This window comes from Agrococcus sp. SL85, assembly GCF_026625845.1.
In the GTDB taxonomy this organism is placed as follows: Bacteria; Actinomycetota; Actinomycetes; order Actinomycetales; family Microbacteriaceae; genus Agrococcus.
Window position 1 is genome coordinate 1,159,468 of the sequence record NZ_CP113066.1, and the last position, 26,611, is coordinate 1,186,078.

A 26,611-nucleotide genomic window follows, 5' to 3' on the forward strand; every position below is an offset into this window, starting at 1 on the left:
TGCAGATGGTCTTCCAGGATCCGTACTCGGCGCTCAACCCGCTCCACACCGTCGAGTACGCGCTCATGCGGCCCATCCTGAACTTCTCGGGCCTCCGGGGCGACGCCGCCCGGGCGCGGATGCTCGAGCTGCTCGACTCGGTGGGCCTGCGCCCCGTCGAGCAGTTCGCGGCGAAGCTGCCGCACCAGCTCTCCGGCGGGCAGCGGCAGCGCGTCGTCATCGCCCGCGCGCTCGCATGCGAGCCGCAGGTGATCATCGCCGACGAGCCGGTCTCGATGCTCGACGTCTCACTGCGCGCCGGCGTCCTCGCGCTGCTGCAGGACCTCCGCGCGCAGTGGGGCGTGAGCATGCTCTTCATCACCCACGACCTGCTGAGCGCGCGTGTGGTGACCGATCGCATCCTCGTGCTCGACGGCGGCCGCGTCGTCGAGCGCGGCGACACGGCGCACGTGCTGCGCCACCCCACGGACGACTACACGGTGGCGCTGCTCGACGCGGTGCCGCAGCCCGCACGGGCAGGAGAGGACTGAGCCATGACCGATCGCACGCGCACCTTCCCCGAGGGCTTCCGCTGGGGCTCGGCCACCGCCGCCCACCAGGTCGAGGGCAACAACGTCAACAACGACTGGTGGCCGCGTGAGCACGCCGAGGGCACCTCGATCGCCGAGCCGAGCGGCGACGCCTGCGACAGCTACCACCGCTACCGCGAGGACATCGCGATCCTCGCCGACCTCGGCCTCGACACCTACCGCTTCTCGATCGAGTGGAGCCGCATCGAGCCCGAGCCCGGCTTCGTCTCGCGCGCCGAGGTCGACCACTACCGCCGGATGGTGGAGGCCTGCCACGAGGCGGGCCTGCAGCCGATGGTCTCGCTCATGCACTTCACCGTGCCGCAGTGGTTCGCGCAGCAGGGCATGTGGCGGGCGCCCGGCGCCGTCGACCGCTTCCGCCGCTTCACCGAGCTCGCGCTGCCGATCGTCGGCGAGGGCGTGCCGTGGATCTGCACGATCAACGAGCCCAACATCGCCGCGATGATCGCGGGCGGCGAGGACCCGGCGAACCTCGTCGCCTACGGGCTGCCCGCCCCCGACCTCGCCGTCGCCGACACCCTCCTCGCCTGCCACCGCGCGAGCCGCGAGGTGCTCGGCGAGCACACGGACGCCATGACGGGCTGGACGGTCGCGACGCAGGCGTTCCAGCCGGAGCCCGGCTGCGAGGAGATCGCCCGCGAGTACGGCCACCAGCGCGACGACTGGTACCTCGAGGCCGCGCGCGGCGACGACTTCGTGGGCGTGCAGGCCTACACGCGCACCATCATCGGGCCCGACGGGCCGAAGCAGCCGGCCGAGGGCGTCGAGACGACCCTCACCGGGTGGGAGTTCTACCCGGAGGCGCTCGAGATCGGCGTCCGCGCGGCGGCCGAGCTCGCGGGCGCGCCCGTGTTCGTCACCGAGAACGGCATCGCCACGGCCGACGACAGCCGCCGCATCGCCTACACGCGCGGCGCGCTCGAGGGCCTGCACCGCGCGATCGACGACGGCATCGAGGTGCTCGGCTACCTGCACTGGAGCGCCCTCGACAACTACGAGTGGGCGAGCGGCTACCGGCCGACGTTCGGGCTCATCCACGTCGACCGCGAGACCTTCGCGCGCACGCCGAAGCCCAGCGCCCGCTGGCTCGGCGAGGTCGCGCGACGCAACGCGCTCGAGGCCGCCTGAGGCCTCGGCGCCGCACCGACGACCTGAGGGAACACGAGGGAGTGGAACCATGACGAACCGAACGAGGGCGCGGATGCTGCGCGGCGCCGTCGCCGCAGCGGCGGCCGCGGCGATCGCCGCCGTGGGCGTGCTGGCGCCGGGGGCGCCCGCAGAGGCCCGCGGCGGCCACGGGGGAGGGCCCGGCTCCGACCGCGCCGACCTGCAGCGCTGGGCAGAGGGCACCTGGGCCTCGATGGATGCGATGACCGATCCGTCCACGGGCCTCCCTGCCGACAACATCGAGGGCGACCTCGACCCGGCCACGAGGTCGGGCTACACCTCGCCCACGAACATCGGCGCCTACCTGTGGTCGACGATCTCGGCGCGCGAGCTCGGCATCGTCTCGCGCGCCGAGGCGCGCGAGCGCATGGCGACGACCCTCGACACGCTCGCCGCGATGGAGCGGCACGAGGCGAGCGGCATGTACTTCAACTGGTACGACGAGGCCACGGGCGAGCTGCTCGACGTCTTCCCCGGCAGCGGCGAGGTCATCCACCCCTTCGTCTCGACGGTCGACAACGGCTGGCTGGCCGCGGCCCTCATGTCGGTGCGCGCGGCCGAGCCGCGCCTCCGCGCCGACGCGCAGGCGCTGCTCGACGGCATGGACTTCGGCGTCTTCCACAACGCCGAGGCGCGCGGCGGCGAGCTGCCCGGCTGGAACCGCGGCGGCTTCTGGGTGGAGGCGCCTCCCGGCTGCTCGACCCCCGGCGACTACCTCGGGAACGGCGAGGAGCTGCACTACACGTGCCACCACTACGACGTGCTGAACTCCGAGACGCGCATCGCCGTCTACGTCGGCATCGCGCTCGGCGACATCCCCGCCGAGGCCTACTTCTCGCTCTACCGCACGCTGCCGGCCGGCTGCGACTGGTCGTGGCAGGAGCAGGAGCCCGTGGGCGAGACCCGCACCTACCGCGGCATCGACGTCTTCGAGGGCGCCTACGAGTACGACGACCAGCGGGTCGTGCCCACCTGGGGCGGCGCGATGTTCGAGGAGCTCATGCCCGACCTCTTCGTGCCGGAGGCCCGCTGGGCGCCCGACAGCTGGGGCGTCAACCACCCGCTCGCGGTCGAGACCCACATCGAGCACGGGCTCGACGAGGCCGGCTACGGCATCTGGGGCTTCTCGCCCTCCTCCGACCCCTACGGCGGCTACCGCGAGTACGGCGTCGACGCGATCGGCATGCGCTCCGACGGCTACGCCTCCGACGTGGAGGAGACCGACGTCGACCTCGGCTACGGCGAGTGCCGCGAGGCCACGAACCCGGCGCCCGACTTCGGCGAGGGCGTCGCGACGCCGCACGCGGCCTTCCTCGCGCTGCCGTACGACCGCGACGCGGCGGTCGACAACCTCCGCGTCATGGAGGACGAGCTGGGCGCCTACGGCCCCGGCGGCTTCTACGACGCCGTGACGAGCACGGGCGTCGCGGCCGAGCGGTACCTCTCGCTCGACCAGGGCATGATCATGGGCGCGCTCGGCAACGAGCTGGGCCACGACGTGCTGCAGCGCACCTTCGCGCGCGGCGAGGCCCAGCAGGTGCTGCGGCCGCTCATCGCGGAGGAGGAGTTCTCGGCGGGTCGCATCGAGCGCTGAGGCGCCCGCGCCTCCCTGCGCGACCACACGGAGCGCCGGCCGCGGAACAGCGGCCGGCGCTCCGGCGTTCCTGTTCTCAACCGGGTCAGTGGTCGGCGGACGCGATAGTCCCGTCCGCCGACCACAGGACCGGTTGAGATGCTGGGAGTCGAGCACGAGGAGGGGCGCATGCCGCTGCAGGGAGAGTACGCACCGAGCACGTCCGCATGGGCGCGCGAGCAGGCCGAGCGGTTCGAGGCGACGAACGGCGCCGAGGCCAACGACATGAACGGGATGCCGATCATCGTCCTCACGACGGTGGGCGCGCGCAGCGGCAAGCTGCGGAAGACGGCGCTCATGCGCGTCGAGCACGAGGGCGAGTACGCGGTCGTCGCCTCGAAGGGCGGCGCCCCCGAGCACCCCGTCTGGTACCGCAACATGCGCGAGCACCCGCTCGTCGAGCTGCACGACGTCGGCCACAAGCACGACTACCTCTCGCGCGAGCTGCCGGAGGGCCCGGAGCGCGACGCGTGGTGGGCGCGCGCCGTCGAGGCCTACCCGCCCTACGCCGACTACCAGGCGAAGACCGACCGGCGCATCCCGGTGCTGCTCCTGACCCGCGCCGACTGATCTCGACGTCTCCGCGCGCAGCTCGGCCCCGGATCCGGGGCCGGCGTGCGCGCGGAGACGTTCGATCGCTCAGGCCAGGTCCGCCGCGATCTCGGCGGCGAGCGCGTCGACGTCGGTCGCGCCGGGGAACGAGCGCTCGGGCTGCGCGGCGCGCTCGGCGTCGGTCACGAGCGCCTTCACGCGCTTGACGATCACGCGTGCCGGCGTCTCGCGCAGCGCGTGCCCGACGGCGGCGAGCCACGCCTCGGCGGCCGCCTTCAGGGCCACGTAGTTCGCGTTGCCCGCGGTGGGACGCTCGAGCCCCGTCGTCGAGATCGCGACGATCGCGCCCCGCTCCGAGCGGCCGATCGCATCGGCGAAGGCGCGCGTCGTGTGCCGCAGCGTGCCCACGACCCGCCCCTCGAGCCACGCCCAGTCCTCGTCGCTCTGGCCCGCGAGCCCGCCGCCGCCGCGCCAGCCGCCCACGAGGTGCACGAGCGCGTCCAGCTCGCCCACCTCAACGGCGAGCGCGTCGACCGCCGCCGCGTCGGCGAGGTCGCACACGAGGTGCTCGCTGCCGTCGACGAGGCCGAGCCGATCCGCGTCGGAGCCGACGACGATGACGTGGTGGCCGGCGTCGAGGAGCGCCGTGGCGGTGGCCCGGCCGAGGGCGCTCGTGGCGCCGGCGATGAGGATGCGCATGGCACCATCCTGCCGCGCTCGGTACCCTCGGGGCCACGACGAGGAGGCAGCGTGCCCGAGACCGCGACCGCATCCGTGCCCGAGCTGCTCGACGAGCTCGCGGCGATCGAGGATCCGCGCATGCGCGCCGTGAACGAGCGCCACGGCAACGACTACGGCGTCAACCTCTCGAAGCTCCGCGCGATCGCGAAGCGGCTGCGCACCCAGCACGAGCTGGCGCTCGAGCTCTGGGCGACCGGACGCACCGACGCGCGGCTCCTCGCGATCCTCGTCGCGCGCCCGAAGGCGTTCGACGAGCCCGAGCTCGACGCGATGCTGCGCGAGGCCCGGGCGCCCAAGGTGCTCGACTGGCTCACGAGCTACGTCGTCGCGCCCGGCCCGCACGCGGAGGCGCTGCGGCTCGCGTGGCTCGGCGACGCGGATCCGACGGTGGCGGCCGCGGGCTGGGCGCTGACGAGCGTGCGCGTGCGGAAGCGCCCCGAGGGGCTCGACCTGTCCGCGCTGCTCGACGCGATCGAGGCCGGCATGGCGGAGGCGCCGGAGCGGCTGCAGTGGGAGATGAACGCCTGCCTCGCGCACATCGGCATCGAGCACCCGGCCCATCGCGAGCGTGCCATCGCGATCGGTGAGCGGCTGCGCGTGCTCGAGCACTACCCGACGCCCCCGAACTGCACCTCGCCCTACGCGCCGGCGTGGATCGCCGAGATGGTGCGTCGCCAGGGACCCGCGCTCGCGCCCTAGACGGGCGCCGCGTTCACCGTGTGCAGCTCGATGCCCGCGATGACGACCGCGGCGGTGATCGCGAGCCCGAGGAGCCCCACGGGCCACGCGCGCCGCCGCGCGAGCAGCAGCCAGAGCACCGCGGCGACCGTCGCGCCCGCCGCGATCGGCGGCGCCCACACCGTGAGCACCTCGACGACCGCACGCACCCGCTCCGCCGCGAACGGCGAGCACCGCACCCCACCAGGGCACGCCGCCGCCTGCGTGATCGCGCCGGCCGAGGCGAGCATCCAGCCCGGCAGCAGCAGGAGGAGCGGCAGCGGTGCGAGGGTCGCGAGGCCGAGGAGCGCCTCGCCCGTCCGCTGCTCCCGGCGGAGGTAGGCGACGGCCGTCATGCCAGCAGTGTGGTGCGGTGCGCTGGGTGCGGCCTCCGAGCGCGGTGCGGCCGGCGGGCCGCGACGGTCGCCTCGCGTCCCCGCCCCGCCTACGCCCCCGGCTCCTCCTCGGGCAGCAGGCTCGGCGCCCAGCGGTCCACCGCGAGCACCGCCGCGCCGAGCGCAGCACCGGCGACGAGCGCGATGCCGGCTCCGGCGAGCGAGGCGAGCAGGCCGCGCTCGGCGACGTCGAGGAAGGGGTAGGGGTACCAGCCCTCGATCGAGCCGTGCGCGAAGGTGTAGGCCATCCACGCCGCCGGGAGCGCCATCGCGCGCACGACGCTCGACCACGTCCACCGCCGTCGCGAGCCGAGCGCCAGCCAGCCGGCCGCGTAGAGGATCGGCGTGACGACGTGCAGCAGCATGGAGGTGAGCTCGGCCTCGAAGCGGAGGGCGTGCTGCGGGGCCACGAGCGATCCCGCGCCCGCGCCCGTGACGACGATCGACAGCAGGGTCGCCAGGTGCAGCACCCGCCACAGCCGCCCGTCGCGGTGCGGGCGCAGCGCGAGCAGCACGGAGGTGCCGAGCACCATGGAGTTCGACAGGATCGTGTAGAAGCTGAGGGTGCGCACCACCCGCACCTCGATGGGGCGCACGAACGCCGCCTGCTCGGGCACGGCGTGCGCGTCGACCGTCAGCACGAGGAAGGTCTGCAGCGCGAACGCCGCGACCACCACGAGCGCGGTGCCGGCGTGCAGCGCACGCGCGGCCGTCGTCGTCGACGGAGCCCCCATGGCAGGAGCATGCACGAGCGCCCACCGCGACGCGCCGTGCGCGGGGGCCTCCTGAGGCGTGTCGTGAGCCGATCCTGGGCAAGCCGTTCGCCTGGCGAACGGAGTCGTGCGCCGGGCGGGCGGGAGGGCCGGATGCGGGCCTGCGCGGGCTCAGTAGGCGAACGAGATGTGCTCGCGCACGTGCGCGCCCGCCTCGAGCTCGTCGACCACGGCGAGCGCGAAGTCGGGGCCCGAGATGCGCGAGCGGCCCTCGGCGTCGGCGAAGGCGTCCTCGCCGCCCGTGCGGTACTCGCCGCGCCGCGACTGGTCCTCGATGTAGCCGCCGAACTCCCCGGCAGGGCTCACATAGGTCCAGGCGACGTCGGTCGCCGCGACCGCCTGGAAGGCGGCGAGCAACTCCTCCGACTCCGGCCGGTAGGCCGGCTCGAAGGCGGCCGTCTCGACGATGCGCGTGCCCGAGGCGTCCTTCAGCGAGCCGTAGCCGCCGACGATCGCGAACCGCGCGTCGGTGCCGGCGAGGCGCTCGGCGACCGCGGCGTAGACGCGCGCCACCTTGCCCGCCATGTCGCCGCGCGGCGAGAGCGCGCCCACGACCGCGTCGGCGCCGTCGAGGGCCTCGGCGAGCACGTCGCCGTCGAGCGCCGAGCCCGTGAGGACCCGGGCGCCGGCGGGGGCGTCCTGCGGCGTCGAGCGCGAGAGCATCGTCACCTCGTGGCCGCGGCTCGCGGCCTCCTTCGCGATCCAGCCGCCCGCGAAGCCCGTGGCGCCCAGCACCGTGATCCTGGCCATGGCCCATCCCATCCGTCGAGGAAGTCGTACGGAGGGGGCAACCGCGAGCGGGGGCCCGGCATTCCGCCGAGCCCCCGCACGATCCACCTGGATCAGACCGCGTCGGCCGTGATGCCCTTCGTCGAGGCGATGACGTCGCGCATCTTCTTCTCGAAGGCCTCGAAGAACATCGACAGCGGGAACTCGTCGTCCATCACGAGGTCGGTGAGCTGGCGCGGCGTGCCCTCGAGCGGCAGGTCGCCGCGCTTCCACGCCGAGGCCGGGTGCGGCTCGACGACGCCCGAGACGAGCTCGTACGCGGCGAGCCAGTGCGCGACCTTGGGGCGGTCGATCGAGCGCCAGTAGAGGTGCTCGATGGCCTCGCCGAGCCTGTTGACGACGTCCGGCACCTCGTCCCAGTCGAACGCGAGCTGCGTGTCGGTCCAGTGCAGCACGCGGTGCTGGTGCAGCCACGCGAACAGCAGCTGGCCGCCGAGGCCGTCGTAGTTGCGGGTGCGGCCGCCGGTGATCGAGAAGCGGAAGATGCGGTCGAAGATCACCGCGTACTGCACGAGCTTCGCGTGCTTCGCGAGGTCGAGGTCGGCCTCCGACGGCGCCTCCATCGCGGCGATGCGGCGCTCGATCGCGACCGACTCGCGGAACGCGGTGAGGTCGCAGCGCAGCTCCTCGAGCGAGTAGAGGAAGAACGGCATGCGCTGCTTGATCATGAACGGGTCGAAGGGCAGGTCGCCGCGCATGTGGGTGCGGTCGTGGATGAGGTCCCACATGACGAAGGTCCGCTCGGCGAGGCCCTGGTCGGCGAGCATCTCGGCGGCGTCGGCGGGCAGCTCGAGCTTCGTGACTTCGCACGCGGCCTCGACGACGCGGCGGAAGCGCGCGGCCTCGCGGTCCTGGAAGATCGCGCCCCACGTGAACGAGGGGATCTCGCGCATCGCGACGGTCTCGGGGAAGAGCACGGCGGAGTTCGTGTCGTAGCCGGCGGTGAAGTCGATGAAGCGCAGCGGCACGAAGAGCGCGTTGCCGTAGTCGCCCGCCTCGAGGTCGGCGATGAAGTCGGGCCAGATGACCTCGACGAGCACGGCCTCGACCTTGCGCTCGGAGGAGCCGTTCTGCGTGTACATCGGGAAGATGACGAGGTGGCGCAGGCCGTCGACGCGGTGCTGCTGCGGCTGGAAGCGCACGAGCGCGTCGAAGAAGTCGGGCTCGCCGAGGCACTCGGCGGCCCAGCGCTCGAAGTCGACCGCCGCCTGCGCGAGGTAGTCGGCGTCGTGCGGGAACTCGGGCGCGATCTCGCGGATGCCGGCGACGATGTCGGCGACGTGGCCGCGCGCGGCCTCGTGATGCGCGGCGTCCTCGACGGCGCCGCTCTTGGACTGCAGGGGCTGCAGCGCGGTGGCGGCAGCCTTGATGCGGAGCCACGCGGGGTGCTGGCGGAGGTCGGCGGCGGTGGCCTGGGTCATCGTCATGGGAGCCTCCTCGGCGTCGGGGCAGTGGTGCGGAACGGCCGCGATCCCGCCCTCGGGGGCGGGATCAGCGCGTGAATCCAGCGTATGGAGACTCTCGCGCACGTATCTTGCGAACAGCCCCGGGTCGCCCGCCCGTTCCCGGGATTCCGCGGAATGCGGCCGCGGCCCGCAACGGAGTTGCGTGAGGGGGTCGTGAGGGCGCCGCGAGGGCTCCGCGAGGGCCGTCGAGGGTCGGCCGCGGTCGGGCCGGGGCGGCGGGCGATCCCGCCCCTGGTGCCTCGGGCCCGGCGGTCCTACCGTGGCGCTATGACCGACAGCGCAGCCCTCGCAGCTCCTCGCGCCGTGCCCGTCGGTGCGCATCCCGCGGCGCACGCCGTCGCCGTCACCGCGGCGCGCTGGCTCGCGGCGGTGGCGCTGCACGCGGTGGGCTTCGCGCTCCTGGCCTGGGCCGTCGATCCCGTCATCGGCGAGACGGGCGACTGGGGATGGCCGAGGGCCGCGCTCGTCGAGCAGTACGGCCTGCTCTGGGCGCAGACGACGGTCGTGCCCGCGCTCGTGTGGCTCGCGTACGGGCTCGGCCGCGCCGCGCTCCGTCGTCGCGTCGAGGGCACCGCCTTCGTGCTCTCGGCCGGGGTCGTCGGCCTCGCCGCGCTCGTGCTCGCGATGCCGCTCGTCGTGCTGCAGGTGCCGGTGCAGGCCGTCGGCATGGCGATCTCGGCCTGGTGCCTCGCGGGCGCGGCCGGCGTCGTCGTCGTGGCCGCCGTGGCGCGGACCGCGCGCCGCGCCCGCGCCGCCGCGGCGCGCGCGTCCGCCGCCTGATCTCGACGTCTCCGCGCGCATCCCGACCCCGGATCCGGGCGCGAGATGCGCGCCGAGACGTCGGGCTCGGGGCCTGCAGGTCAGAGGGAGGCGGTGGCGACGGCGAAGGCGGTCCAGCAGCCGACGAGCGCGAGCAGCGGGCCGGCGATCGCCCAGCGCCGCCGCATCGCCGCGGCCGCCGCGCCCACGCCGTTGCCGACGAGCGTCGCGGCGAGGATCGCGATCCAGTAGCCCTGCCGCACGGCCCCGTCGTCGACGCCTGCGGCGTCCGCCGCCTGCTGCAGGCCGCCGTCGCCGATGGGCGCGAGCATGAGCACGCCCAGCACGTTGAGGAACACGAGCGCCCACGTGGCGACGCGCAGCCGCAGCTCGGGCGTCCACTCGCGCCGCGGCTCCAGCTCCTCCTCGTCCCAGGTCACGGTCCGGCCCCGGCTCAGAAGATCATCGGGCGGTCGTCGTCGAGCTCGGTGTCGAGGTCGAGGTCGACGACCACGGGCACGTGGTCCGAGGGGGCGTCGCCCGCGCGCTCGGCGCGGTCGATCGAGGCCTTCGCGACGAGGTCGGCGAGCTCGGGGGAGCCCAGCACGAAGTCGATCCGCATGCCCTCGCCCTTGTTCCAGCGGCCCGCCTTGTAGTCCCAGTAGGTGTACCCGGGGGCGCGGTCGCGCACGACGTCGACGAGGCCCGCGTCGAGCATCGCGCGGAAGGCGTCGCGCTCGGGCTGCGAGACGTGCGTCGAGCCCTCGAAGGCGCCGATGTCCCAGACGTCCTCGTCGAGCGGCGCGATGTTGTAGTCGCCCATGAGCGCGAGCGGCTGCCCGCCCCACGTGCGCACGTGGCCGGCGAGGATGCGCAGCCAGTCGAGCTTGTAGCCGTAGTGCGCGTGCGCGAGCTCGCGGCCGTTCGGCACGTAGAGGCTCCACAGCCGCACGCCCTCGACCGTCGCGGCCATCGCGCGCGCCTCGACCACCGGGTCGCCGGTGTTCGCGTAGCCGGGCTGCTCGGGGAAGTCGCGCACGACGTCGGTCATCGGCAGGCGCGAGGCGATCGCGACGCCGTTCCACTGGTTGTGGCCGTGCGCCTGCACCTCATAGCCCGCGGCCTCGAAGACCTCGTACGGGAACTGCTCGGTCGTGCACTTGATCTCCTGCATGGCGAGCACGTCGACGTCGCTGCGCTCGAGCCAGTCGACGATGCGGGCCGTGCGGGCGCGCACGGAGTTCACGTTCCAGGTGGCGATGCGCATGAGGCGAGCCTACGGCCCGCGCGCCAGCGGCGATCCGGATGGGGGACACAGCCCCAGGGTGCACCATGGGTCGATGACCTCCCCCCGGGATCGCTTCCTCATCGCGCTCGACCTCTTCTCCGCAGAGGCGCGCGCCGCCGCCGACGGGCTCGGGCGGCGCTCGGCCTGCTCGGGCTGGACGATCGGCGACGTCGTCCGGCACGTCACGGGCGTGCAGCGCGAGCACGCCGGCGTGGCGCTGCTGCAGGAGGAGGAGGCGGCGCCGTCGGCGCCTGTCGACGAGACCGAGGCGCTCGACGCGTGGGAGCTGCTCTCGGCCGAGCTGCGCTCCGCCGCCGTCGACGCCGAGGACGACGCCTTCGGCGAGCTCGCGATGCCGACGCTCGACCTCGCGCTGCACGCGTGGGACATCCGCTGGGGCACGATCGGCAACGGGCTCGGGCGCAACCTCGAGTTCCCGCGGGCGCTGCTGGAGTGGATGGAGGAGTTCCGCTGGCACGCCAACGAGGCCTCGGTGCGGGGCCCCGGCATCTTCGCCGCCGCCGTGGTGCCGCCCGACGGCGCCACCGCCTCCGAGCGCCTGGCCGCCTGGGCGGGCCGCGATCCGCGGGTCGCGGCCTAGCGGGAGCGCGCGCGGGAGCCTCTAGCCTGGGGGCGTGACCGCGCGCGACCAGCTCATCCAGCTCATCCGCGACGAGGCCGTCTTCCACGGCGACTTCGTCCTCACCTCGGGGAAGCGGGCGTCGTACTACATCGACCTCCGCAAGCTCTCGCTCGACCACCGCGCGGCGCCGCTCATCGGCGACGTGCTGCTCGACCTCGTCGCCGACATCCCCGACGTCGCGGCGATGGGCGGCCTCACGATGGGCGCGGACCCGCTCGCGAACGCCGTGCTGCACCGCGGCCTCGCCCGAGGCACCGCCGTCGACGCCTTCGTCGTGCGCAAGCAGCCCAAGGACCACGGCCGCGGCCGCCAGATCGAGGGCCCCGACCTCGCGGGCAAGCGCGTCGTGGTGCTCGAGGACACGTCGACGACGGGCGGCAGCCCGATCGCAGCCATCGAGGCACTCCGCACGGTCGGTGCGGAGGTCGTGGCGGTCGCCGTCATCGTCGACCGCGCGACGGGCGCGCAGGCCGCGATCGAGGCGGAGGGCGTGGAGTACCGCGCCGCGATCACGCTCGACGACCTGGGCCTCGCCGCGCAGTAGCCCGCTGGAGCTGACGGCGGCGCCCCGCCGACATGTCAGACTTGTCCTCGGAACTCGTGAGGCGGGCGAACGATCGGAGGGCGCATGGGCGGCGTGCTCATCGGCTTCGCCATCATCGGCTTCGTCATCCTCGTCGGCTGGCTGCTCGCGCGCCTCGGCATCGTCAGCCAGGAGGGCCGCCTCGTCCTCAACAAGACGTCGTTCTTCGCCGCGAGCCCCGCCCTCCTCTTCACCGTCCTCGCCGAGGCCGACGTGCGGCTGCTGTTCTCGAGCGTGCTCGCGGTCGCCGCGCTCGGCTTCCTCGGCGTCTTCCTGCTCTACGCCGTCATCGCGCGCATCTGGTGCACGAAGGATCCCGCGCGCATCGCCCTCGCGGGCACCGCGGCCGGCTACTCCAACGTGAACAACATCGGCCTGCCGGTGGCGATCTACGTGATCGGCGACGCGCAGTTCGTCGGCCCGATGCTGCTCCTGCAGCTGCTCGTGCTCGCGCCGCTGCTGCTCGCGAGCCTCGACATCATCACGGCAGGCAGGGCGTCGTTCGTCGGCATCGTCACGCAGCCGCTCCGCAACCCCATGCTCATCGGCGGCGCGCTCGGCGCGCTCGTCTCGGCGCTCGGCATCGAGCTGCCCGCTCCTGTGCTCGCGCCGCTCGAGATCCTGGGCGGCGCGGCGGTGCCGCTCATGCTGCTGGCCTTCGGCATCTCGCTGCGCGGCGACCGGCCGCTGCAGCCGGGCTCGGGCCGCAAGGAGGTGGCGCTCGCGGTCGTGCTCAAGTCGTTCGTGCTGCCGGCGCTCGTGTACGTGCTCGCGCGCTTCGCCTTCCGGCTCGACGACCAGCTCGTCTACGCCTGCACGGTCATGGGCGCCCTCCCCACCGCGCAGAACATCTACCAGTACGCGCTGCGCTACGACCGGGCCACGGTCATCTCGCGCGACATCGTGCTGCTCACGACCGTGCTCTCGCTGCCGGTCATGCTGGTCGTGGCCGCGGTGCTGAAGCCCTAGCGGCCACGGGCGGGGCGTAGCGTGGATCCGTGCGCTGGACCGACCGCCTCTACCGGGTGCCGCCCGTGATCGCCGGGGGCTCGATCGCCTCGTCCTGGGTCGGCATGCTGCTCGCGTGGGCGGCCGCGGGCTTCGGCGCGGCTGCCGCGGCGCGGTCGGCGGGCATCCTCATCTCGTTCGACGAGGGCGCGTGCAGCACCTCGGACGCCGTGTGCCAGGTGAGCGGATGGGGCGGGCTGCTGCTCGGGGTCGTCGCGCTCTTCGGCGCGCCCGTGCTCTCGCTCTTCGCCGCCCGCGGCTTCGGGCCGCCCGTGACATGGTGGGTGCTCGCGATCGGCCTCGGCGCGATCGCCGCCGCACCCTTCTCGACGGCCGAGGGCGCGCTGCTCTCGCCGCTGTGGCTGCTGCTGTCCGGCGTCGCGGCGGTCCTCGCGCTGCTGCTCGCCGTCGGGGCGGTGCGGCGCGGCTGGCCCGCCCTCGTCGGCTGGATCCGCCTCGACGGCCTCGACGCCCGCGAGGTGCCGCTGCGCGCCGTCGACCGGCTGGTGATGGTCGCGGCGCTCGCGGCGGCGATCGCCGGAGCCGTCTTCGGCGGCCACGTCATCCGCCTCCTCGCCGACGCCTGACGAGGATCTCGACCGGGCCTGTGGTCGGCAGGCGCGACATCCGCGCCCGCGAACCACAGAACCGGTTGAGGAGGAGGACGAGGAGAGCGGGGAGGGTCAGAGGTCGGGGCGCGGCGCGTCGAGCTCCGACTCGGCCGGCGCGGCGTCGACGAGCTCGAAGACGCCCTGCAGCATCTCGTCGGGCCGGAACGGATAGGTCTCGACGAGCGCGGGGTCGGAGATGCCCGTCATGACGAGCACGGTGTGGAGGCCCGCCTCCATGCCGGCGATGATGTCGGTGTCCATGCGGTCGCCGATCATGCCGGTGACCTCCGAGTGCGCGCCGATCTTGTTGAGCGCCGAGCGGAACATCATGGGGTTGGGCTTGCCGACGATGTAGGGCACGCGGCCCGTGGCCTTCGTGATGAGGGCGTTGATGGCGCCCGTGGCGGGCAGGATGCCGCTCGCGCTCGGGCCGGTCGCGTCGGGGTTCGTCGAGATGAAGCGCGCGCCGCCGGCGATGAGGCGGATGGCCTTCGTGATGGCCTCGAAGGAGTACGACCGCGTCTCGCCGATGACGACGAAGTCGGGGTCGGTCTCGGTCATCGTGAAGCCGATCTCGTGCAGCGCCGTGATGAGCCCCGCCTCGCCGATCACGTAGGCCGAGCCGCCCGGCATCTGGTCGTGCAGGAAGTCGGCGGTCGCGAGCGCGCTCGTCCAGATGCGCTCCTCGGGCACGACGAGGCCCGACGCGCGCAGCCGCGCCGAGAGGTCGCGCGGCGTGAAGATCGAGTTGTTCGTGAGCACGAGGAACTCGGTGCCGGCGTCCTGCCACTGCTGCAGCAGCTCCTGGGCGCCGGGGAGGGGCCGCTCCTCGTGGACGAGCACGCCGTCCATGTCGGTCAGCCAGCATTCGATGTCGTCGCGCGTGCGCATGCGGCCAGGCTACGCGCCCCGTGTCACCGGCAGGTGAACTCCGAGCGGCAACGAGATTGCAGGGGATGCGCAGGCCCTCCTGCAGAGCCGGCTTGGCGTTCCCTGAGCAACCTCAGCCCCACCTGAGCACTCCTCAACGCGACCTGAGCATGGCTCAACGCCTCCCGAGCGAAGCGGAAAACCGGCCCGGAAGCGCTTCCGAGGCTCGTAGCGTCATGCCTGTCACCACGGCTCGGAGCACCTCCGGCCACCACCATCCCGTCACGAGGGAGCAGGCCATGAGCCGGATCGAGCGAGCAGCGTCGCGATCGCGCATCGTCGCGATCGCAGCGGCGATGCTCGTCGTGCTCGTGACGCTCGTCGCCCCCGTGCAGGCCCCCGCGGCCCAGGCCGTCACCGGTCCCGAGCCGACCGTGTCCGGGCCCTACCTCTCGTGGCGCGTGGCCGACTCGACCACCGACGCGCTCGTGGGCGGCGCGAGCTTCGAGGTGCAGCGCAGCCAGCGCTCGCGCAACAACGTGCGTCAGAACTTCAGCAGCTGGAGCGCGTTCTCGACCATCGCGACGATCGCCGACTGCACGGCCGCCGGCTGCGCGGCCACGGGCGACCGCGATCCCGACGCGGGCGAGTTCCAGCTGACCAACGGCGTCATCGACAGCACGAACCTGCTGCAGTACCGCTACCAGGTGCGCGAGGTCATCGACCCGGCCGGCTACGGCTTCGACTCGAGCGCCTTCGTCGCCACCGCCTCCCCCTGGGGCAACGGCGCCCAGAGCCTCGGCACCTTCACCGTCACGCAGCGCGCCGCGGTCTCCTGCACCGCCGGCACGATCTACTCGGTGCTCGCCACCGGCGTCGTGCGGCAGATCGTCTTCGGCTCGGGCACGCCCGCCGTCACGACCTTCGGCGGCTGGAACGTGAACAGCACCCAGGTCAACTCGCTCGGCATCGGCCGCGACGGCACGAGCATGTACGCGCTCATCCGCGGCACCCTCGGCTCGGCGATCAACGCCGACGTCACCTCGATCCTGCGCTACACCGTCGCTGCCGGCTGGGAGGTGCTGCCCGACACCGCGTACGCCACGGGCAACAGCGCCAACCTCATCGCGGGCGCCGTGAGCCTCACGACCGGCGAGTACTTCTTCGGAGGCCCCCACCTCTCGGGCGGCGCCTGGTCGTTCCGCCTGCACAAGTTCGACCCCGCCACGGGTGCCTCGAGCTTCGTCGGCAGCATCGCCACGGGCCAGAGCGTGCTCAGCAACGGCGACATGGCGTTCGACGCGGCCGGCAACCTCATGCTCATCCAGAGCAACGCCGCCGGCACGACGCGCTTCATGGTCGCGGCCGACGACCTCGCCGCGGGCACGGGCGGCACGCTGCCCGCCGACACCGCCCCCGCCGGCTCGATCGGCACCGCGATCAACGGCATCGCCTACGACGGCGACGCGACGATCTTCGCGGGCGACGGCACCACGGTCCGCCGCTACGACACGACGACCTGGACGCAGATCGGCTCGCCCGCCACCGGCGTCAACACCTCCGTCACCGCACAGAGCACCGACCTCGCCGGATGCATCGCGCCCGTGACGATCACGGTGCAGAAGCAGGTCGTCGGCCGCGTCGCCGCCACCGACCAGTTCGCGCTCTCGGTGCGCGAGGGCTCGGCGGGCGACGTGCTTGCCACCGCCACGACGAGCGGCACCGCGACCGGCCTCCAGGCGCAGCGGATCACCGCGGTCACCGTGCCGACGTCGGCGAGCTACACGATCGCCGAGACCATGGCCTCCGGCACCGCGGCGAACTACGCCTCGAGCTGGGCGTGCACGAGCGACGGCGCCCCCTTCGGCTCCGGCACGGGCACCACGATCGGCCTCACGACCCCCGCCGCCCCCGGCGCGAACGTCGTGTGCACCTTCACGAACGCCCCGCTGGTCACGACGATCTCGATCCGCAAGGACATGCAGGACGTGGACGGCCGGAACGCGGCCCCGCGCCAGGGCTGGACCGTCGGCGCGGCGATCGTCTCGGGCGCGACCCAGATCGGCCCCGTCACGACCTCGAACCAGTCGACCGCGGCGAACGGCACCGCGAGCTGGACGCTCCGCCACGCGAGCGGCGCCACGAACGCGCAGGTGACGATCTCCGAGGCGCGGCAGGCGGGCTTCGCGTTCGTGAGCGCCTCGTGCACCGTGCGCACCGCCGCGGGCGCCACGAGCACGGTCGCCCTCCCCGGCGAGGCCGGCGCGACCCTGACGCTCTCGCCCGGCTCGGCCGTGAGCTGCGTGTTCACCAACAAGGTCAAGGCGACGACGCTCACGCTCGTGAAGCAGGTCACCTTCGGCACGGCGCCCGCGAACCTGTTCACGCTCACGGCCACCGCGCCCGCCGGCGCCCTCGCAGGGCCCACCGGCGCGAGCGGCGCGGCGGCGACGACCGGCGCGCGCATCACGCCCGCCGTCGCCTACCGGCTCTCGGAGTCCGGCGGCCCCGCCACCTACGCGCAGGTCGGCAGCTGGACGTGCGTGAACCAGGACAACGCGACCGTCCCCGTCTCGACCGCGGGCGACGTCACGGCGGCGCAGGGCGACAGCGTCACCTGCACCGTGCGGAACGCGACGGCGAGCCTCGTCATCCTCGAGCGCATCGAGGGCTCCACGCAGCTGACTGCCGGCCAGTTCTCGCTCACGAGCACCCCTGCCGCGGGCGTCGCCGGCCTCCAGCCCACGACCGTCACCGGCTCCGAGGCCGTCGCCCCCGCGAACACGATCCAGGTGCGGCCCGGCCACGGCTACTCGCTCGAGTCCACCTCGACCGCCGCGTTCATCGGCCTCCGCTTCGAGCGATACGTCGGCCCCGCGGTGCCGAGCGGCGCGGTCGACCACACGAACCCCAGCTACTGGGTCGCCGCCGACCCCGCGTCGGTCTCGGTCGCCGCGGCCACGACGAGCATCTACCGCTTCGTCGCCACCAGCCCCACGCCCTTCTCGCTGCCCCTCACGGGCGGGATCGGCGCCGACCAGATCCAGCTCGTCGGCGGCGGCCTCGCAGCCCTCGCCGTCCTCGCGGGCCTCGCGCTCCTGCTCCACCGCAGGCGCCGCACGGCCTGACCCACCCACCCCACAGCCCCACAGACCCGGCGCCACGCCGAACCCCGGTCCCCGGACCGGCCCCATCAAGGAGACACCATGAACACCACCATCCGCAGGAAGGGCAGCCGCCTCGTCGCCGGCTTCGTCGCCGCGGGCATCGGCGTGGCCGCAGCCCTCGGCATGGCGACCCCGGCCATGGCCGCCCCGGACGCCTCGAACATCGACATGGACGCGCTCGGCTCGCTCACGGTCCACAAGCACGAGACGCCCGATCCCGTGAGCACCTCGCGCTCGACCGGCTCCGAGCTCGACGTCGCGCCCGCCAACCCGCTCGAGGGCGTGACGTTCTCGGTGCGTGAGGTCACGCATCCCACCGCGCTCGACCTCGAGGACTCGACGACCTGGGAGACGCTGCACGAGCTCACCCCGGCGCAGGTGCTGGCCGACGGTAGCGGCTACTCGCTCGGCGCCGCCGTCAGCGACACCACCGACGCTGCTGGCGAGGCGGACTTCACCTCGCTGCCCGTCGGCGTCTACCTCGTCGAGGAGACCTCCGTGGGTGACAACCCGATCGCCCTGCGCTCCCAGCCGTTCCTCGTCTCGATCCCGCTGCCCGAGAACGGCGCCTGGGTCTACGACGTGCACGTCTACCCGAAGAACTCGCTCACGGGCATCACGCTCGAGCAGGACCTCACCGGCGCCGTCGCGCTCGGCGACACGATCGTCTACACCGTGACGACCGAGGTGCCCAACAAGCAGGCCGACAACACCATCACCGAGTACGCGATCACCGATGTGCTCGACACCACGCAGGTCGCGTACGTGCCGGGCTCCGCGGTCGTCACGCTCGTCGACGGCGGCACGACCACGGAGCTCGTCGAGGGCATCGACTACGAGCTGTCCGTCGTCGACGGCGTCGTCAAGGCGACGCTGACCGACGAGGGCCTGGTCAAGGTCAACGCCGCGAACAACGGCGCCAAGGTCGTGCTGGAGCTCGACGCCACGGTGATCGCGCTCGGCGACGGCAGCATCGAGAACGACGCCTCGCTCACGATCCGCGACTCGCAGTACTCCTCCACGATCGAGGCCGTGCAGGTCGTGTCGTACTGGGGCGCCGCGCGCATCATCAAGCACCCCTCGACCGACGACACGCTGCGCCTGCAGGGCGCGGTCTTCGAGGTCCGCCTCCCCGGCACCACGACGGCCATCCCGGTCGGCACGGCCACGCCCCGCCAGACGCAGTTCACGACGGGCGAGGACGGCGAGGTCGTCGTGCCCGCCCTCATCGCCGGCGACTACGAGCTCGTCGAGGTCGTCGCGCCGGTCGGCTACCAGCTGAACCCGACGCCGATCCCCTTCACGGTCACGGCCGGCTCCACGGCCGACGCCGTGCAGATCGAGGTCGCCAACTCGCAGGTCCCGGCCTTCGCACTCCCCATCACCGGTGGTGACGGCCAGATGGCCTTCATGATCGGTGGGGGCGCGCTCCTCGTCGTCGCCGCGGGCGCCTTCCTGATCCTGGCCGGTCGCCGCCGGTCCGAGCAGCAGCAGGGCTGAACCACCCGGGAGGCCGCGGCCGCGGCCGCGGCCTCCCTCCCGCTCGCAGCACCCGTCCCCGTCCCGAGGAGCACCATGCGCCGCATCGCTCGCCTCCGTCGCGCCACGCGCGGCGCGGTCGCGGTGGCGGTGCTGACGATCCTCGGGGCGGGGACGATGCTGTACCCGGCGGGCGCCTCCTGGTTCTCGCAGCTGGAGCAGTCGCGCCTCGTGCTCGACTACAGCGTCGAGCGCAGCGGCGAGGGCGCCGCGGTCGAGCAGCAGGCGCTCGAGGCGGCGCGCGCCTACAACGAGACGCTGCCGGGCGGTGCGCTCGGCGACCCGCAGGACCCCGCCTCGGCCGACGGCAGCGGCGCGATCGCCGACGGCTACCGCGCGCAGCTCGCCACCGACGCGAACGGTGTCATGGCGCGCATCCGCATCCCCGTGATCGCCGTCGACCTGCCGGTCTACCACGGCACCTCGGAGGAGACCCTCCGCGCGGGCGTCGGCCACCTCTTCGGCTCCTCCCTGCCGGTCGGCGGCGTCGGCTCGCACGCGGTGCTCACCGGGCACCGCGGCCTGCCCGAGTCGGCCCTCTTCACCGACCTCGATCGCGTGGTCCCCGGCGACCTCGTCCAGATCGACGTGGAGGGAGCGACCCTCACCTACCGGATCGTCTCGTCGGAGGTCTTCGACCCCACCGACACCGACCCGCTGCTCCCCGTCGCGGGCCGCGACCTGCTGACGCTCGTCACGTGCACGCCGCTCGGCGTGAACAGCCAGCGCATCTTCGTCACCGCCGAGCGGATCGAGAACCCGCCGGCCGGCGACCCCGCGGTCGCCATGCCCGAGATCCCGGGCCCGCCGTGGTGGAGCGTCGGCCTCGCGGGCGCCTTCCTGCTGGCCGCCGTGGTCGTCACCGCCACCGCCCGCACGCGCGGACCGGCGCCGCTGCCGGCGCGCCACGGCAGGGGCCGGGCGGGCCAGCACGCCCAGCTGCCCCTCCCCGCCCCGGCGCGCACCTTCGTCTGAGCCCGCCTAGCCTGGGCGGATGGACGATCTCGATCGCGCCGACGAGCAGCCCTCGGATCCCCGGCTGCTCGTCGGCGCAGGGCCCTGGCTGGGGCCGCCGCCCGAGGGCGAGCACTGGGACCCCGAGCTGCTCGCGCTCGGCGACCGGCGCAACGTCGTCGACCGCTACCGCTACTGGTCGATGGACGCGATCGTCGCCGACCTCGACGCGCGCCGGCACCCGTTCCACGTCGCGATCGAGAACTGGCAGCACGACCTCAACATCGGCTCGATCGTGCGCACCGCGAACGCCTTCGCGGCGGGCGCCGTGCACATCGTCGGCCGCCGGCGCTGGAACCGCCGCGGCGCGATGGTGACCGACCGCTACCAGCGCATCGAGCACCACGAGGGCATCGACTCCCTCGTCGCGTGGGCGCGCGCGGAGGGGCTGCCGATCGTGGCCGTCGACAACACGGCCGGGTCCGTGCCCGTCGACGCGGCGCCGCTACCCGAGCGCTGCGTGCTGCTGTTCGGGCAGGAGGGCCCCGGGCTCACCGAGGAGGCGATCGCGGCGGCCGACGCGCACGTCGCCATCCGCCAGTTCGGCTCGACCCGCTCGATCAACGCCGCCGCGGCCGCGGCGATCGTGATGCACGAGTGGGTGCGCGTCCACGCCGCGCCGGAGGATCCGGCCCTGAGCGCCGAGCCGACCGGATAGTGCGCTCGGCGGTGCGCTGAGCGCCGATTCCTCCGGGCTGCTCGGACCTGGGCTGCGGCTGCGGCTCCGGCTACGGCTCCGGCTGGCAGCGCGGGCACCACTGCACCTGCCGCAGCATGCCGTCCTCGAGGCCCAGCTGCGCGTCCCGGATGCGGGTGCCGCAGCGCAGGCACGGCTGCCCGCCGCGGCCGTACACCCAGGTGCGGCGCCCCCGCCGCGCGTCGCCCGTGAACGTGCGCTCCACGCGGTCGCGGTTGGCCACGAGCAGGCGGCGCGCGAGCGCCACGAGCGGCTCGACGTCGACCTGCGCGATCGGCGTCGCGGGATGCAGGCCGCGCAGGAAGCAGAGCTCGCCGCGGTAGACGTTGCCGACCCCCGCCATCGCGGTCTGGTCGAGCAGCGCGACGCCCACGGGCGCGCCGGTCGCGCGCAGGCGCCGCGCCGCCTCGGCGGCGTCGGCGTCGCTCCACGCGGGCGAGAGCAGGTCGGGCCCGAGGTGCGCCACGGCCTCGCCGTCGCGCTCGCGCGGCAGCAGCTCGAGCACGGGCAGCGCCGAACCGACGACCTCGTGCTCGGCGGTCGCGAGCACCGCGCGGATCGTGTGCGCGGCCACGGGCGCGCGCTGGCCGGGGCGCAGGATGTGCCAGAGGCCGTCCATGCCCGCGTGCGAGTGGATCGTCCAGCGCTCGCCGCGCATGAGCAGGTGCTTGCCGACGCTCACGACCTCCTCGATGCGCTCCCCGGCGAGGTCGGTCGTGGCGAGCCGCGGCACGCGGAAGTCGGTGCGCACGAGCTCGCGCCCGGCGAGCACGGCCCGCAGGTTCACGGCGGCGCGGTGGATGGTGTCGCCCTCGGGCATCAGCGCGCCCGCCGCGTGCGGGCGCTCACGGGCTGATCCGGAAGCCCCGGGGCGTGCGCCGCAGCCCCGCCTCGTCGAGCAGCGGCGCGACCTCGGCGTCGAGCGAGGAGCGGCCGTCGACCTCCTCGATCACGCGCCGCCTGCCGCCCTGCCGCGCGACGGCGTCGGCGAGGCTGCCGAGCGCGCGCACGAGCGTCGCGCGGTCGTCGTCGAAGGTCGTGAGCGACTTGCCGCCGCGCTCGAGGTGCAGCACCGCGCGACCGGCGACGATCGTGGTGAGCGCGCCGACGCGCCGCGCGGGCCGCCGGTCGCCGCGCGGCTCCGGCCACGGCAGCGCCGCGCCGAAGGGGTTCGCGGGATCGACGGCGGCGACGGTGGCGACGGCGTCGCTCGGGCCCGCGTGCTGCCGGGCCCGCAGGGCGTCGACGACGGGCGTGTCGGCGAACTGCGCGGCGCCGAGGCCGTCGACGAAGTAGCCGCGGCGCGTGTGCCCGGCCTCCTCGAAGGCCTTGAGCACCTGGTAGACGCCGTGGAAGCCGCCCGGCACGTCCTCGGCCTGCACGCTGCCGCGCGTGACGACGCCGTAGCGGGCGAGCAGCGCGTCGGCGACCGCCGCGGCGCGCTCGGTGGGGGTGCCGACGGGCGCCGAGGCCAGCAGCCACCGGCCGCCGAGCGTCGGCAGGGCCTCCGAGCGGATGGGGCGCGCGGCCTGCAGGCGCCGGCGGCTCACGGGCGCGGCGCGGCGGCTGGGCGGGGGCGCGGTGCGGGCGCGCGCGCCCAGCAGGTGCGCGCGCAGCGGCGCGATCGTGTCGTTCGTGACGCGGCCGGCCCAGACGAGCGGCCACAGCACGTCCGAGAGCCGCTGCAGGTCGAGCGCGAGCTCGTCCGAGAGCTGCTTCGCGAACATCGCGCCGCCGCCCGCGAGCGCCTCGAGCAGCGCCTGCGCGTCGGGGTCCTCGTGCTCGGTGTCGCGCCGCTGCTCGACGGTGTCGGCGGGGCGCAGCACGATCCGGCCGTCCCTGCCCGTGAGCGCGCCGGCGCCCGTCCAGGTCACGAGGCCCGTGGCGGTCAGCTCGTCGAGCATCGGCGGGCGGTAGTCCTTGACGCGGCTCGGCAGGATGAGCGTCTCGAGCGCGCTGAGCGGCAGCGGGATGCCGTCGAGCCCGTCGAGCGCCTCGAGCACCCCGTCGGTGCCGCGGAGCGGCCGCGTGACGTGCTGGTGCGCGAGCAGGTGGTCGGCGAGCACCGCGTGGTCGACGGGCTCGACGTCGCTGCGCAGCGCCTGCAGGCTGCGGCGCTTCAGCCGCGAGAGCACCTGCGCGTCGATCCACTCCTCGCCGCTGCCGCCGGGCCGGTAGGCGCCCGCGAGCACGCGGCCCTGGCGCTCGAGCGCGCGGAGCGCCGTGCGCACGACGGCGACGGGCAGCGCGAGCCGCGCCGAGGCCTCCTCGACCGTGAAGGGGCCGTGCGTGCGCGCGTCGCGCGAGACGACGTCGCCGATCGGGTCGTCGACGGCGTCGAGGTAGGCGGAGGGCACGCCGGCGGGCGGCGGCACCCCGAGGGCGTCGCGGAGCCGGCCGACGTCCTCGATCGCCGCCACGCGCTCCGCGTCGCCGATGCGCAGGCGCACGGCGCGACGCGCCGCGACGAGGCTCGTCGGCGAGCGCGGCGGCGCCGGCCTCGCCGAGCGCGTCGCCCTCGCCGGATCCCTCGAGCCGCTCGCCGAGGCTCTGCGGCCGTGAGCGGGCCGAGCAGCCGCAGCAGGTCGGCCGCGCCCTCCACGCCGCGCGCGCGGCGGTCGGGCGCGAGGCGCTGCAGGCTCGAGCTCGGTGCGCGCCACGACCTCGGGGTCGAGCAGCTCGCGGAGCGCCGCCTGGCCGAGCACGTCGGCGAGGAGGGCCGGGTCGAGGGTCAGCGCGGCCGCGCGGCGCTCGGCGAGCGGCGCGTCGCCCTCGTAGAGGAACTGCCCGACGTAGCCGAACAGCAGGTGGTGCGCGAAGGGGGAGGGGCTCGGCGTCTCGACCTCGACGACGCGGATCGCGCCGTGCTGCAGCCGCTCGGCGATCTCGCGCAGCGCCGGCAGGTCGTAGGCGTCCTGCAGCACCTCGCGGAGCGCCTCGAGCACGATGGGGAAGTCGGGGTAGCGCTTGGCGACGTCGAGCAGCTGCGCGGCCCGCTGCCGCTGCTGCCACAGCGGCGCGCGGCGGGCCGGGTCGCGCTTCGGCAGCAGCAGGGCGCGCGCGGCGCACTCGCGGAACCGGCTGGCGAAGAGCGCGGTGCCGCCCGCCTCGGTCTCGACGATGCGCGCGAGCTCCTCCGGCTCGAAGCGGATGAGGTCGGCGCCGGGCGGCTCGGCGTCGGAGTCAGGGATGCGGATGACGATGCCGTCGTCGGAGGCCATGGCCGCGGCGCCGAGGTCGCGGTCCTCGCGCAGCCGGCGGTCGATCGCGAGCGCCCACGGCGCGTGCACGCGGCGGCCCCAGGGCGAGAGCACCACGAGGCGCCAGTCGCCGAGCTCGTCGCGGCTGCGCTCGACGACGATCTGCTGGTCGGTGGGCACGGCGCCGGTGGCGGCGAGCTGGTCGCGCACGTAGGCGTCGAGGTTGCGGCGCGCGCGCTCGTCGTGGTGCGGCAGCTCGATCCCCTCGCCGGCCGCGAGGGCGGCGGTCGCGCGGCCGATCGAGGCGCCGAGGTCGGCGGGCCGGCCCTCGGCGTCGCCGTGCCAGAAGGGCAGCTTGCCGGGCTCGCCGAAGGCCGGCACGACGAGCACGCGGTCGTGCGTGATGTCGACGACGCGCCAGCTGGTCGCGCCGAGCGCGAAGACGTCGCCCGCGCGCGACTCGTAGACCATCTCCTCGTCGAGCTCGCCGACGCGCGCGCCGGGCTTGCCCTCCTGGCCGGCGAGGAAGACGCCGAAGAGGCCGCGGTCGGGGATCGTGCCGCCGGAGGAGACGGCCACGCGCTGCGCGCTCGGGCGGCCCGTGATCGTGCCGGCGTCGCGGTCGTAGACGACGCGCGGTCGCAGCTCGGCGAACTCGTCGCTCGGGTAGACGCCGGAGATGAGGTCGAGGCACGCGTCGAAGGCGCTGCGGGGGAGGGAGGCGAAGGGGGCCGAGCGCCGCACCGCCTGGAACCAGTCGTCGACGACGAGCTCGTCCATCGCCGCCGCCGCGACCGTGTGCTGCGCGAGCACGTCGAGCGGGTGCCGCGGCGCGCGGAGGGGCTCGAGCTGCCCCCGCGCCATGCGGTCGGCGACGACGGTAGCGTGCAGGAGGTCCGCGCGGTGCTTGGGGATGATGACGCCGCGCGAGGCGTCGCCCACGCTGTGGCCGGCGCGGCCGACGCGCTGGAGGCCGCTCGCGGTCGACGGCGGCGCCTCCACCTGCACCACGAGGTCGACCTCGCCCATGTCGATGCCGAGCTCGAGGCTCGAGGTGGCGACGACGCAGCGCAGCACGCCCGACTTCAGCTGGTCCTCGATCTCGGCCCGCTGCTCCTTCGAGACGGAGCCGTGGTGGGCGCGCGCGAGGGGCGGGCCCTCGGCGTCGTCGCCGCCGTGCTCGCGGGCGGCCCTGCGCTCGGCGAGCCGCAGGCGGATGTGCTCCTGCACGTCGCGCAGGATCACCCCGCGCCCGCGCTCGTCGGTCGCTGGCGCGGCGGCGCTCGCGCCCGACCCGCCGGTCGCGCTCGCGCCCTGCCCGCCGGTCGTGACGCGCGCGCCGGGGGCGCTCGCGTCACGAGGCCCCTCCGCATCCCCGTCCTCGGCCTCCGCCGCGTCCAGCCGCTCCGCATCGAGCTCGTTGAGCCGCGCCGTCAGCCGCTCCGCTGCCCGCCGCGCGTTCACGAACACGATCGTCGAGCGGTGCCGGTCGACGAGCTCGAGCACCTCGCGCTCGATGTGCGGCCAGATCGACGGGTTCTGCGGCTGGGTGCTGCCGAAGGCGGAGCCCGAGGGCGCCGCCTCCTCGTGCGCGGGCCCGCGGAGGTCGGTCATGTCGTCGACGGGCACCGTGATCGTCAGCTCGATGCGCTTGTCGCTCGGCGGCGCCACGACCGTCACGGGGGCGGGGCCGCCCAGGAAGCCCGCGACCTCCTCGATGGGGCTCACGGTGGCCGAGAGGCCGATGCGCTGCGCGGGCTGCGGCAGCAGGTCGTCGAGGCGCTCGAGGCTCAGCGCGAGGTGCGAGCCGCGCTTCGTCGGCACGACGGCGTGCACCTCGTCGACGATCACCGTCTCCACGGTGCGCAGCGTCTCGCGGGCGCGGCTCGTGAGCAGCAGGAAGAGCGACTCGGGCGTGGTGATGAGGATGTCGGGCGGGTCCTTGACCTGCGCGCGGCGCTCCTCCTGCGGGGTGTCGCCCGTGCGGAGCCCGATGCGCACGGCACGGGGCTCGAGCCCCTCGCCGCGCGCGCGCGCCGCGACGCCCGCGAGCGGCGCGCGCAGGTTGCGGTCGACGTCGACGGCCAGCGCCTTGAGCGGCGAGACGTAGAGCACGCGCACGCCGGGCTCCCGCTCGGCCGCGTCGGCGCCCGAGGGCACCCGCTGCAGCCGGTCGATCGCCCAGAGGAACGCGGCGAGCGTCTTGCCGGAGCCGGTGGGGGCGACGACGAGCGTGTGGTCGCCCTTCGCGATCGAGGCCCATGCCTGCTCCTGCGCGGGCGTGGGGGCGTCGAACGCGGCCGCGAACCAGGCGCGGGTCGCGGGCGAGAACGGCGCGAGCGCGCCCGCCTCAGGCCCCGTGGCTCCCATCGGCTCAGTGAAGCACAGCGATCCCGGGGGACAGCCGGG

At 74.4% G+C, this 26,611-nt stretch carries 23 protein-coding genes and 1 pseudogene; 14 read left to right on the top strand and 10 right to left on the bottom strand.

Translation table 11 applies throughout. The features are described 5' to 3' along the window. Positions 1-5 precede the first annotated feature (5 nt). From OVA14_RS05680 to OVA14_RS05695, 4 genes are all read left to right on the top strand, one after another. A complete protein-coding gene (locus tag OVA14_RS05680; RefSeq protein WP_267505506.1) occupies positions 6-530 on the top strand; it encodes an ATP-binding cassette domain-containing protein in 525 nt (174 codons plus the stop codon). A gap of 3 nt (positions 531-533) precedes the next feature. Continuing rightward, complete coding sequence (locus OVA14_RS05685; protein WP_267505282.1) at positions 534-1,718, top strand: glycoside hydrolase family 1 protein; 1,185 nt, start codon at positions 534-536, stop codon at positions 1,716-1,718. A 49-nt stretch (positions 1,719-1,767) separates the two neighbouring features. Beyond that, complete coding sequence (locus tag OVA14_RS05690) at positions 1,768-3,351, top strand: glucoamylase family protein (protein ID WP_267505283.1); 1,584 nt, start codon at positions 1,768-1,770, stop codon at positions 3,349-3,351. A gap of 168 nt (positions 3,352-3,519) precedes the next feature. After that, a complete protein-coding gene (locus tag OVA14_RS05695; RefSeq protein WP_267505284.1) occupies positions 3,520-3,960 on the top strand; it encodes a nitroreductase family deazaflavin-dependent oxidoreductase in 441 nt (146 codons plus the stop codon). Positions 3,961-4,029: 69 nt separating this feature from the next. Here OVA14_RS05695 and OVA14_RS05700 read toward each other — a convergent pair whose 3' ends face one another. After that, entirely contained in the window at positions 4,030-4,641 is a 612-nt protein-coding gene (locus tag OVA14_RS05700; RefSeq protein ID WP_267505285.1) for an SDR family NAD(P)-dependent oxidoreductase, read from the bottom strand. 51 nt (positions 4,642-4,692) lie between these two features. On the opposite strand from OVA14_RS05700, the gene OVA14_RS05705 reads away from it, so the two are divergent. Continuing rightward, positions 4,693-5,382, top strand: coding sequence for a DNA alkylation repair protein (locus tag OVA14_RS05705; RefSeq protein WP_267505286.1), 690 nt, complete (start codon positions 4,693-4,695; stop codon positions 5,380-5,382). Here the strand turns inward: OVA14_RS05705 and OVA14_RS05710 are convergent. From OVA14_RS05710 to OVA14_RS05725, 4 genes are all read right to left on the bottom strand, one after another. After that, positions 5,379-5,756, bottom strand: coding sequence for a hypothetical protein (locus OVA14_RS05710; protein WP_267505287.1), 378 nt, complete (start codon positions 5,754-5,756; stop codon positions 5,379-5,381). The two genes, OVA14_RS05705 and OVA14_RS05710, sit on opposite strands and share 4 nt — an antisense overlap. Before the next feature lie 89 nt (positions 5,757-5,845). Continuing rightward, positions 5,846-6,529 (bottom strand): Pr6Pr family membrane protein, encoded by a 684-nt coding sequence (locus OVA14_RS05715; protein WP_267505288.1) that lies wholly within the window; start codon positions 6,527-6,529, stop codon positions 5,846-5,848. A gap of 150 nt (positions 6,530-6,679) precedes the next feature. Beyond that, positions 6,680-7,318 (bottom strand): NAD(P)-dependent oxidoreductase, encoded by a 639-nt coding sequence (locus OVA14_RS05720; protein ID WP_267505289.1) that lies wholly within the window; start codon positions 7,316-7,318, stop codon positions 6,680-6,682. A gap of 92 nt (positions 7,319-7,410) precedes the next feature. Next, positions 7,411-8,784 carry a DUF6421 family protein gene (locus tag OVA14_RS05725; protein ID WP_267505290.1) on the bottom strand — a complete coding sequence of 458 codons (1,374 nt, stop codon included), beginning with the start codon at positions 8,782-8,784 and terminating at the stop codon, positions 7,411-7,413. Positions 8,785-9,090: 306 nt separating this feature from the next. Between OVA14_RS05725 and OVA14_RS05730 the strand changes: the two genes are divergently transcribed. Continuing rightward, complete coding sequence (locus OVA14_RS05730; RefSeq protein WP_267505291.1) at positions 9,091-9,603, top strand: hypothetical protein; 513 nt, start codon at positions 9,091-9,093, stop codon at positions 9,601-9,603. 80 nt (positions 9,604-9,683) lie between these two features. On the opposite strand, the gene OVA14_RS05735 is transcribed toward OVA14_RS05730, so the two are convergent. Together OVA14_RS05735 and OVA14_RS05740 are read right to left on the bottom strand one after the other, a co-directional pair. After that, positions 9,684-10,022, bottom strand: a complete 339-nt coding sequence (locus tag OVA14_RS05735) for a hypothetical protein (protein ID WP_267505292.1) — start codon at positions 10,020-10,022, stop codon at positions 9,684-9,686. A gap of 14 nt (positions 10,023-10,036) precedes the next feature. Beyond that, complete coding sequence (locus OVA14_RS05740) at positions 10,037-10,849, bottom strand: exodeoxyribonuclease III (RefSeq protein WP_267505293.1); 813 nt, start codon at positions 10,847-10,849, stop codon at positions 10,037-10,039. Positions 10,850-10,922: 73 nt separating this feature from the next. Here OVA14_RS05740 and OVA14_RS05745 point away from each other — a divergent pair, with 73 nt between their 5' ends. From OVA14_RS05745 to OVA14_RS05760, 4 genes are all read left to right on the top strand, one after another. After that, positions 10,923-11,471, top strand: coding sequence for a maleylpyruvate isomerase N-terminal domain-containing protein (locus OVA14_RS05745; protein WP_267505294.1), 549 nt, complete (start codon positions 10,923-10,925; stop codon positions 11,469-11,471). Positions 11,472-11,505: 34 nt separating this feature from the next. Continuing rightward, complete coding sequence (pyrE, locus tag OVA14_RS05750) at positions 11,506-12,057, top strand: orotate phosphoribosyltransferase (protein WP_267505295.1); 552 nt, start codon at positions 11,506-11,508, stop codon at positions 12,055-12,057. Between the two features lie 84 nt (positions 12,058-12,141). Beyond that, positions 12,142-13,065 (top strand): AEC family transporter, encoded by a 924-nt coding sequence (locus OVA14_RS05755; protein WP_267505296.1) that lies wholly within the window; start codon positions 12,142-12,144, stop codon positions 13,063-13,065. A gap of 29 nt (positions 13,066-13,094) precedes the next feature. Then, a complete protein-coding gene (locus OVA14_RS05760; RefSeq protein ID WP_267505297.1) occupies positions 13,095-13,691 on the top strand; it encodes a hypothetical protein in 597 nt (198 codons plus the stop codon). Between the two features lie 96 nt (positions 13,692-13,787). On the opposite strand, the gene OVA14_RS05765 is transcribed toward OVA14_RS05760, so the two are convergent. Then, positions 13,788-14,606, bottom strand: coding sequence for an HAD-IIA family hydrolase (locus OVA14_RS05765; protein WP_267505298.1), 819 nt, complete (start codon positions 14,604-14,606; stop codon positions 13,788-13,790). A 278-nt stretch (positions 14,607-14,884) separates the two neighbouring features. Here OVA14_RS05765 and OVA14_RS05770 point away from each other — a divergent pair, with 278 nt between their 5' ends. The 4 genes from OVA14_RS05770 (at position 14,885) to OVA14_RS05785 (ending at position 20,963) form a co-directional block, all read left to right on the top strand. Then, positions 14,885-17,713 carry a hypothetical protein gene (locus OVA14_RS05770; protein ID WP_267505299.1) on the top strand — a complete coding sequence of 943 codons (2,829 nt, stop codon included), beginning with the start codon at positions 14,885-14,887 and terminating at the stop codon, positions 17,711-17,713. A 78-nt stretch (positions 17,714-17,791) separates the two neighbouring features. Then, complete coding sequence (locus OVA14_RS05775; protein ID WP_267505300.1) at positions 17,792-19,252, top strand: SpaH/EbpB family LPXTG-anchored major pilin; 1,461 nt, start codon at positions 17,792-17,794, stop codon at positions 19,250-19,252. Positions 19,253-19,327: 75 nt separating this feature from the next. After that, entirely contained in the window at positions 19,328-20,266 is a 939-nt protein-coding gene (locus OVA14_RS05780; protein WP_267505301.1) for a class C sortase, read from the top strand. Between the two features lie 19 nt (positions 20,267-20,285). Next, entirely contained in the window at positions 20,286-20,963 is a 678-nt protein-coding gene (locus tag OVA14_RS05785) for a TrmH family RNA methyltransferase (protein WP_267505302.1), read from the top strand. Between the two features lie 70 nt (positions 20,964-21,033). Here the strand turns inward: OVA14_RS05785 and OVA14_RS05790 are convergent, their stop codons facing one another. Together OVA14_RS05790 and OVA14_RS05795 are read right to left on the bottom strand one after the other, a co-directional pair. Beyond that, positions 21,034-21,822 carry a DNA-formamidopyrimidine glycosylase family protein gene (locus OVA14_RS05790; RefSeq protein ID WP_267505303.1) on the bottom strand — a complete coding sequence of 263 codons (789 nt, stop codon included), beginning with the start codon at positions 21,820-21,822 and terminating at the stop codon, positions 21,034-21,036. A 25-nt stretch (positions 21,823-21,847) separates the two neighbouring features. Then, a pseudogene (locus OVA14_RS05795) lies at positions 21,848-26,572 on the bottom strand (DEAD/DEAH box helicase). Positions 26,573-26,611: the final 39 nt, after the last annotated feature.